The sequence below is a fragment of the Paenibacillus sp. FSL H7-0331 genome (assembly GCF_001956045.1).
In genome coordinates this window covers 1-9,734 of the sequence record NZ_MRTH01000085.1, presented here as the reverse complement: position 1 = coordinate 9,734, position 9,734 = coordinate 1, and the positions used below count along the sequence as shown (strand labels likewise).

6 protein-coding genes are annotated in these 9,734 nt (G+C 47.2%); all 6 read right to left on the bottom strand.

The features are described 5' to 3' along the window. Window positions 1-274, bottom strand: a 274-nt coding sequence (locus BK127_RS40985; RefSeq protein ID WP_218639086.1) for a hypothetical protein, incomplete at its 3' end; no start/stop codon positions are given. 127 nt (window positions 275-401) lie between these two features. Continuing rightward, complete coding sequence (locus BK127_RS44375; protein ID WP_179097813.1) at window positions 402-551, bottom strand: hypothetical protein; 150 nt, start codon at window positions 549-551, stop codon at window positions 402-404. Window positions 552-727: 176 nt separating this feature from the next. Then, window positions 728-1,624, bottom strand: a complete 897-nt coding sequence (locus BK127_RS44625; protein ID WP_218639085.1) for a helix-turn-helix domain-containing protein — start codon at window positions 1,622-1,624, stop codon at window positions 728-730. Next, window positions 1,621-2,337, bottom strand: coding sequence for an ATP-binding protein (locus tag BK127_RS40975; protein WP_076238402.1), 717 nt, complete (start codon window positions 2,335-2,337; stop codon window positions 1,621-1,623). The genes BK127_RS44625 and BK127_RS40975 overlap by 4 nt, the downstream gene beginning before the upstream one ends. A 607-nt stretch (window positions 2,338-2,944) precedes the next feature. Continuing rightward, on the bottom strand, window positions 2,945-7,246 hold the full coding sequence (locus tag BK127_RS40970) for a cadherin-like beta sandwich domain-containing protein (RefSeq protein WP_076238401.1): 4,302 nt from the start codon (window positions 7,244-7,246) through the stop codon (window positions 2,945-2,947). 329 nt (window positions 7,247-7,575) lie between these two features. Further along, window positions 7,576-9,734, bottom strand: a 2,159-nt coding sequence (locus BK127_RS40965; protein WP_144026721.1) for a peptidase domain-containing ABC transporter, incomplete at its 5' end; no start/stop codon positions are given.

Genomic DNA, 9,734 nt, shown 5'->3' with positions numbered 1-9,734 from the left:
GATCGACCATCGTGAGCCCTCGCACTTTAAGCCAAGCCAAAGTTTCTGCTGCACTGTATAACCCCAATTGCTGTCGCAGCTCATTGGCTTTCGCTTTCCATTCCTGCTCATCGATCGATAACTGATGCTGTTCCGCAAATTCCTTCATAATGGCTCTTCGAATGCTATCCTCGACAGCGGAGAAACGACCCTCCATGCACGCAAGCTTTAGTACATCGCGTAGACGCCATTCCGTACCGTTCACGTTAAACGCTACCAGCTCCATAGCATCCATAATAAGCCACCTCTTCACATTGAACTGGAAAAAACCTAACGATAGTTAGGGTTTCCCAGTTCATTAATCTGTTTTTAAAAGAAACAAATCATTGCAACAATCCGAGTCTATCGTTTTAACTTGTGCTTTAGTTTGAACCTCGACTCATACCATTACGGACTACTGTCCCAGAGATTTTTCCCAATGCTCCACCAGTTGTTTCTTTCATTTCCGTCTCCGTCAATGGCTTCTCCAAATCTTCAAGCTTTAAATCTTTTGATTCGTTCTCATTGGACATTGTATTATTCCTCCAGTAAATTAAGTTTTTTAATCTCATTAAGAATGCCTTCCTGCTTTCGCGCATTCTATTATCCAAACGTAGCAAAACAGTCGAATTCGGGTATACCTTCGTTCTCCTCACGGATAAAAAAAGAAGACAAGCTCTCTCTTAAGAGAAAACTTGTCTGATTACGATCATTTTGTTTTTTTCAAGTAGCTGTTAACCAGTTGTGTTCGATTCCTGACATTCAACTTCCGAAATACCGCTGTCAAATGCTTCTTGACCGTTACTTCTGTAATAAACAAGTCCGCCGATATTTCTTGATTCGTATAACCTTTCACCAGCAGCCCCACCACTTCTTTTTCCCGCTCGGACAGCATCGGCATACCATCATCCTGCTGCTTGGATTGATCTACAAAGCCGAAAGACGCCATCATTTTATTCAAATAGTCCTGCAGCCTGCTGCCCCTCTTATCGAGAACATAATACGGCGTAGGAGTGTTAATGTCATAATCGTAATGTGCAACGCTTTTCGTCTGCTCGCACCCCAAGCTAAGGTGGAAATCCTTTAAGAAGGGGAGATCCGGAGGAGCAGCCACGACATAATCGGAAGAAATAAGCAGTGAGATGAACGTTAGCCCTGCAGTTGTACGTATCGCCACGTCCTCAAAATCCGATACATCGATCGTTTTCACAAAATAACCGGCAATATGTTCATTCGGCACCCGGAGTTCCTTTAGCCTATGATCCGGCAGACTTTGGAAATAAGTGGATGACAGCGGGTGAGTTAGCAAGTAGTCAAGCGTTCCTGCATGAATCGGAATGATTGCAGTCAGGCCGCATATTGCCCCCTGCTGATCTCTCATCAGCTTAACAATGCTAGGATCGAGCTCGTAAAGCTCTTGAAGATGAATATGCTTAATCGAATATAAACTTTCTTCTTTAGAAATCATATACTCGAACCTCTCCCCCGTGTCCGGGTTCTGGAGAGGAAGGCAAATTTCCTTCGGATTGATGTGACGATTGTCCAAATACTGCTCTGCCTCCGCCCAATTGGACGGATTCAACGTCTCCATGAGATACGGAGTCAATTTCTGATAACAGAAATTGCGGACAACGTGAGCGGATGTCCTCTAGTTTTCATCCAAATCTGTTTGATCATCGACTCCTGAGAAATGCCCGAGCTCTCTAGATATTGCTTAACGGAGATATAATCCAGATCCCCAATGGGCATCCGGTGTATCCAATGGCGCCATGCAGGTGAACTGAGCCATATGCCTTGCAAGGGGAATCTTCCCGCAATGAGAATCAGGATTTCCGGGTATAATTGTGGGAGGAATGCCTCTCTCAGCCAGTGCTCCATATCACCCATGTCCTCGAATGTGTCTAATGCGAGAACAAGCTTCTGATTCACCGCCTTTTCCCTCAGGATGTCATGGCATAGCTCTAGAAGCGCCTGCGGCTCGGCGATCTGCTGCAGCTTCTCCATCGGATAGCCGAGCATACGCAACAATTGCGTGCAGAAGTCCTGCGGTGTATGAGAGAACCCGCGGCTGTCCATCAACAGAAAGTAGGCATTCAGATTCACCGCCAGCCGACGGAACTCGTCGATTAAATAGCTTTTTCCTACGCCGCCGGTACCATAGAGATTTAAGATCCGTCCCTGTTGTCCGCCGACTGTTAGTTGCTCTATGAAATACTGAATTTCGATGTCCCGCCCTACCAAATAATGCTGTTCCAGCTGGTCAATCTGGATAGCTATGCGTTCCTCGGGACCGCCTACCTTCACCTTGCCATCATACATAGGATATACCTACCTTCGAATTACATCATCCTAAAAAATGCTGGACGAGTGCGTTGAAGCAAAGTTGGTTCTTTAGTCTTCTAAAAGTAAAACGGTCAGGATCATTTTGCAAACCGCAGCCATCGCTCCTACAATCAGCTTCGTCGAATGATCATTCCTGCAGAACTACCGTCCGATAATCATAGCAATTCAACATTACGATCTTCTGCCCGCTTCTCTTCTTTATGTGCAAAAGTGCCATTGTTTTCTTCATACCGCGCGACCTAAGTCTCTGTCCTTATCGAGATCGGAGTTCCTCTTAACAATATGCTTCTTCCGGTAAGGTTCAGCACCACTACCCTCTATAATTAAATTATACATTTTATTCTATTGTGAAAGCGAGTACTTCTTTTCGATATTCTTATCGCTTAGCGTCCACTGGGGCAACTTTCCGCCCACAGTGAGTGGTAATGTCAAAAATTTCACCCTACTTATGATACGGTTAATCGTATCGTCTCTAAGGCAAAATCACTTGTGTCAGTTTTCAGCACGTTTTCTTGAAAACAAAAAATCAGGGTACCCCAAATGGGATGCCCTGACTTCAAAAAATTAATTCTATTCTATGATTTTATTTCTTAAGAGCCATTGCTTTAAGAATGACCGCAGTAGCTTCCGCACGAGTGGTATTGGCTTTTGCCCTAAATGTACCATCTTCATAACCGTCAATTAGCCCTTTGTCGGTCGCTGCTGCTACATCTTCGATTGCCCAACTGGAAATCGCTGAATTGTCCTTAAAGCTGACAGATTTGCTCGATGCACTCAGCTTTACTGCACGGACTACAATCGCAACCATTTGTTCACGAGTGATCAGATCGCTCGAACGGAAGGTATTGTCTTCAAATCCGGAAACAATTCCTAAAGTTGCTGCCGTACCGATGGAGTCCTTAGCCCAATTATCCGTAGAATCGGTAAAAGTCTTGCTAATCGTCGCTGTCAACTTAAATGCCTTCACCAGGATGGAGACGAATTCGGCTCTGGTAATATGGTTATTCGGTTTAAAGGTCTGATCTGGATAACCGTTGATTGCCCCCATTCTGATCAATTCCCTAATACTAGCTTCTGCCCAGTGACCTTTGATGTCGGTCAAGTTCAATTCACTCGCGGACGGTGAAGGCGTCTGAATTCGTTCCGAAGTGAACACGGCGAACTTCCCGAAATGCATGACAGTACCAGATACGGTGCCGCTTGCTTGATCCACCTTCGTGTTATCCAGTACCACCCATTTGCTCGTTTGTTCGTTCAGCCAGTAGACTGCTACCTCATTCTTGTTGAAGTCTACCTTCGATACGTCGAAAGGCAGTACGATCGTAACAGGCTTAATGAAATTGCCCTCACTGTTTTTCTTAACTTCGTAGACGTCTCCAAGTAATTGGAGGGCGGCATCTTTAGGTAGACTTGAGATGTCGGCCACTTTATCTACAGTTACTCGGATCGTCTTGTCCGTAGCCCCTTCTGGAATTGAAAACTTGACGTTGTTGAGAGTGAACTCAGCATCGGCGAAAGCCGCGATCGTAAAATTATTGGAAGGACCACTGCCACCGCCACTGCCGCTTCCACCACTCCTAGTCGGTGTAACCGGTGTATAGGCTACAAATTTGGTGAAGTGCTTGGTCCAAATGACAAGGTCACTGCCAACTGTAATTCTTGCATCCCCACCAGCTGCAATTTCTCGATCTGCTGCAGCCTGGGTGTCTGCTGAAATCGTGCCTGTGATCGGCGTAAGCACGCCATTTCGTACATAACCGGCCGATTTGTCCCCTTGATTCGGGATCAACAAACGTACCGCACGGTCAAATGTTAACGATACATCCGAGGAGCCTACTTCAATGACAGCGTGCACGATAGCATTATTGATCGACACGCTGCTAGTGCTCAGTACTTCAGGCAGTTTGATCGTTCCGTCCCAATTAGCAGGACCTGTAATCTTCGTTCCATCTGGGATCACAATGCTCACAATACCTAATGAAGTAGCCGCTTGTACTTCGATTAACGGAAGCATCGCTTCCTTGTTAGATCCTACCGTTACCGGTGTGACGGCCACCTTTGCGTTCGTTACGCCTAAGGGAACGGTGATCGTTACTGGTGTGCTCGACGTTACCCATATCGGCGTTGCGGAATCAGCCGTCAGTGCTGTGGCTCTTCGAATGGTTAGGCTATATATTCGGGTTGTCAAACCGTCTTCTGCCGTCACTGCAATCTTGACCACGTTACTGCCTACGCCCAGCGGAAGCAATGAGGACGCCGTATCGCTCGTCAACGTGATCGGACCACTCACCAGCGCGCCGCTGCTGTTATATACGTTCGCGGTCACAGTGCCAAATAGGGTATCAGATACCGTCGGCGTTACCGTGATGCTGCTCACGCTGTTTCCCACGCTTGCTGTGTAGCTGGTCGTGCCTGACGCAAACGCTGGATTTAAGCTCCCGCTCGACAGCGCCAAGCTGTTCAAATCCGCATTGCTGCTGTTCGCTGCCGTCCTTGTCACGGTTACGGTGTATGTCTTCTTCGTTGTTCTGTCCTGTGCCGTTGTCTCCACAGTAATCGTGTTGCCGCCTACGTTCAGGCTGATCGCTCCTGACGTACTCCCACTCGTCACTGCCACACCATTCACCTTCACGGTCGTGCTGCTATCTGCTACCGTCGGCGTTACCGTGATTCCGCTCACGCTGTTCCCCACGCTTGCCGTGTAGCTGATCGTGCCTGACACAAACATCGGATTTAAGCTCCCGCTCGACAGCGCCAAGCTGTTCAAATCCGCATTGCTGCTGATCGCTGCGGTCCTTGTCACATTGATCGTGTAGATTTTCTTAGTCACTCCATCCATTGCCTTGGCGGTAACCGCAATCGGATTCTCTCCCACATTCAAAGGTACGCTGAACGAAGCTACATTGTTGTATACGACTCTAGTAACCGTACCGGATGCACCCGATACATCCACTGTCGCCATCGGATCTTCTAGCACCGGTGTGATCGTCACTGCATATACGCTAGTAGCGACAGATGCCGTGTAAGAAGTTGTATCAGGTGTAAACGACGGGCTGAGCGTTCCCCCCGTGAACGTTAATTTAGTTATACGAGCGTTATTATTTAGGCTAAATTTTCTAATGCCACCATTCATATCCAATACATATAGTTTCCCACTATTGTCAAACGTAACTCCGACAGGAAAATTGAAACCATTGAAATTACTGCCCCACAATCGCGTAACGTAAGTACCGCTGGAATTAAACATCTGTATACGGTTGTTAGAAGTCTCCGTCACATACACGTTTCCGCTAGTATCAACTGCTATTCCATTAGGAGTATCGAATTCTCCATCACCGCTGCCTTTACTTCCCCATTGCGTAATCAAACCTTTGCAATCAATCTTCTGTATACGGTTGTTGTTACTATCCGTCACATACACGTTTCCATTAGTATCGACTGCTATTCCATTAGGAGTATCGAATTCTCCATCACCACTGCCTTTACTTCCCCATTGCGTGACGTAAAGACCGTTGGAATCAAACTTCTGTATACGATGGTTGGCGCTATCCGCCACATACACGTTCCCTCTAGTGTCTACTGCTATTCCTCCAGGAAAATTTAATTTTCCATGACCACTGCCAGATTTCCCCCATTGCGTAACGTACGTACCGCTGGAATCAAACTTCTGTATACGGTTGTTGAATGTGTCCGCCACATACACATTTCCGCTAGCATCAACTGCTATTCCTTGAGGGGAAAAGAATTCTCCATTACCGCTGCCATTTTTCCCCCAATGTAAGAGGTAATTACCGCTGGAATCAAACTTCTGTATACGGCCGTTGATATGATCCATCACATACACGTTTCCGTTGCTATCTGTTGCAGTAGAACTTCGTTTAGGGGTGGATACTCCAAATTGCCCCCATTTCGTGACGTAAGTACCGTTGGAATCAAACTTCTGTATACGGTTGTTGAGGGAGTCCACCACATACACGTTTCCGCTATTGTCAACTGCTGTTGCTATAGGACGATCGAATTGTCCATTACCCACGCCTTCACTTCCCCATTGCGTAACATACGTACCGCTGGAATCAAACTTCTGTATACGGTAGTTCCGAGCATCTGTCACATACACGTTTCCGCTATTGTCTACTGCTATTCCTTGAGGGAAATCGAATTGTCCATTACCGCTGCCATTTCCCCCCCATTTCGTGACGTACGTACCGCTGGAATCAAACTTTTGTATACGGTTGTTGTTACCATCAGCCACATACACGTATCCACTAATGTCTATTGCTATTCCTTGAGCGAAATCGAAGTGTCCATTACCGCTGCCTTTTTCCCCCCATTGTAAGAGGTAATTACCGCTGGAATCAAACTTCTGTATACGGTCGTTGAATGAGTCCACCACATACACATTTCCGCTAGCATCAACTGCTATTCCATCAGGGAAAGCGAATTGTCCATTACCGCTGCCATTTCCCCCCCATTGTAAGAGGTAATTACCGCTGGAATCAAACTTCTGTATACGGCCGTAGTCCCCCACATACACATTTCCGCTAGCATCAACTGCTATTCCATCAGGGCCCTTAAATTCCCCATTACCGCTGCCATCTTTCCCCCATTGTAAGAGGTAATTACCGTTGGAATCAAACTTCTGTACTTGGCCGTTCCAACCATCTGTCACATACACGTTTCCGCTAAGATCAACTGCTACGTGTTCGGGCTGATCGAATTCTCCCCCAATTATCGGCGATTTAAATCCCCCAGCTGCAGGGACTTCATGAATAGTTTCTGGATATACGGCTGCATAAGCTGTGGTTGAGAAATTAACCGAAATAGCACCCATTAACAAAACGACAACCATTAACCAATACAATCCTTTTGTAGGCATTATTAACATCTTGTATCCTCCTAATATTATGAATAGAATAAGAACTCACGTTTTTGCGCCGGAGCTACAAAGCCGATCACGACGATTTGGATCAGGACATAGAGTATAAGCGATTCCAATAACCACATCTGCGTGTAAGAACTGTAGTTGTTCAGCGTGATGAGCTACCCATTCAGAATCTTTTGCTAACATCATTTTGGAAAACCCATATGAACATTAAACGGGTCACCTTGGATATCGATTCAGCTTCACCCAAAATAATGAAATCTGCTCGTTCAGTCTGCGGCTTCAGCACATTCATGAGTATGACCGCGAATTCCATGTGATTTTTTCTATAATTATTCTAACGGCTGACTTACCAGCATGTGATAAAGACCTTTATCCATCATTAGCTGCTCATGAGTACCTGACTCTGCAATAACGCCTTGATCCAGTACGAGAATGCGGTCCGCATGCCGAATCGTGCTCAGTCGATGCGCGATGATGAGGGTCGTACGATCTTTGAGTATCGTGCTCATATTCCGCTGAATCGTCTTCTCGGATTCATTGTCGAGCGCACTCGTCGCTTCGTCGAAGATTAGAATACGCGGATTGCCGATCAGTGCCCGCGCAATGACAATACGCTGGCGCTGCCCGCCGGATAGACTTGCCCCCCGCTCCCCAACCTGTGTATCATAGCCATTCGGAAATGTCATAATGAATTCGTGCGCCCCCGCGAGCATGGCGGCCGCCATCACCTCATCCATCGAAGCATCAGGGATTTGATAAGCAATATTCTCATGAATCGTTCCGCTAAAAAGTCCAGCTTCCTGCTGTACCACTCCGATTTGCTTACGGAGCGTATCAGCCTGCACCCGCTGCAGGTCATGCCCATCGATGCGAACCACCCCGCTGCTTGGCGCATATAGCTTAAGCAGTAAATTCGCCAAGGTCGATTTCCCTGACCCACTTCGACCAACAATTGCAGTCGTTTGACCTGGCGCCATGTCGAAGGTAATGTTCTGCAGTATATTCTTCCCGTCGGAAGCATAGCGAAACGATACGCGTTCAAAAGTAATCGCCCCCGTAAGCTTCGGCAGCGCTGTCAGCCGGTTCAGATCGGCTTCCTCCACCTCCGTCTCGAATACATCGTCAAGCCGCTCCAAGGCAATCCGTACGCTTTGAAACTCGTCCCACATTCCGATTAAACCTAGCGCCGCATCGGTAACGATTGCAAACACCGCACTAAAAGCCATCAGCTCCCCGACGGTCAGCTTGTCCCCGATAATAAATACAGCCCCTGCATAAAGCACGGTTATACCGCTTAAGGTTTGCAGCACAGTGGCGACAGAACCGGAGAAGATGTCGATTTTCCAACCCTTCATTTGTACAAAAGTAGATTGACGGAACCTTCCCTCCACCTTCTTCCTTACCTCGTCCTCGGCCGCGAGAGCTTTCACGGTACGCATGGAGCCAATAGCTTCTACTAATACATTCTGCAAGTCGACATCGGCTTGGAATTGCTTCCTGCTGTTGCGCTTCATAAGGGGAGTCACGATCAGCGTAAGAGCAATAAAGCAGGGAATGAACGCCAGGGCAATCCAAGCCAACGTAACGCTATAGGTAAACATAATGACTATGTAAACAACAATCGTCATCACATTCAGCACGGCATTCATACTGTTCGTTACAAGAAACTGCCGGATGACCTGATTCTCCCCGGCACGCGTTAAGATGTCGCCCACTTTCCGAGTGGCGAAATAACGCATGGGTAAGCGAAATACATGACGATAAAAACTCATGATCATGTCGATGTCAATTTTAATGAACGTCCCCGCTATGACCCATTCCCTGATCGATTGTACAAGTAGGGTAAGCAACGAGACCCCTAGCATAATGATCATCATGACGTTCAGGTCATCATAATTTCTACCAATAAGCACACGGTCGATCACCTGCTGTGTAAACAGTGGGAGCGCCAGGTTAATGACCTGTAATAGCAATGTCATCCATAGGAGGTGGAATAGCGCCTTCTTGTGGGAGGCGAAAAAAGCCCAGTAGCGCCTGAATGAAGGTTTCGACTCTTCTTGGGTGAAGAAAGCTTCGACTGGCTTCAGAAACACCGTGTTCAGTGTCCATCCTTTCAGAAAATCGTCATGCGAATAAGTCAATAACCCAACAGCCGGATCGGCCACGGTCACATATCGTTCGTCTACTTTAACGACCACGACATAATGATTGCCTTTCCAATGGGCGATGGCGGGTAGCGTCTGCTCGGTGAGTCCCTTCAAGCTGCTGCGGACCGCCTCCGCTTGAAAGCCGATCGATTCGGCGGTTTTGCACAGATTGAATAACGTGCTTCCTTCCAACCCGACCTGTGCTAGTTCTCTGAGCCGATGAATGCTCAACCGCTTGCCGTAGTGCTCGGCGATCATCGAGAGGCAGGTTGGGCCGCAGTCCATCTCACTTTGCTGAATGCGCACGGGGAATCGGTTCCTAAAACGCCAAGTCCTTCGTC

Excerpts from the sequence above, each read along its gene's own strand:
- BK127_RS44375 (WP_179097813.1), bottom strand. The coding sequence starts at position 551 with ATGTCCAATGAGAACGAATCAAAAGATTTAAAGCTTGAAGATTTGGAG.
- BK127_RS40970 (WP_076238401.1), bottom strand. The coding sequence starts at position 7,246 with ATGTTAATAATGCCTACAAAAGGATTGTATTGGTTAATGGTTGTCGTT.
- BK127_RS40975 (WP_076238402.1), bottom strand. The coding sequence starts at position 2,337 with ATGTATGATGGCAAGGTGAAGGTAGGCGGTCCCGAGGAACGCATAGCT.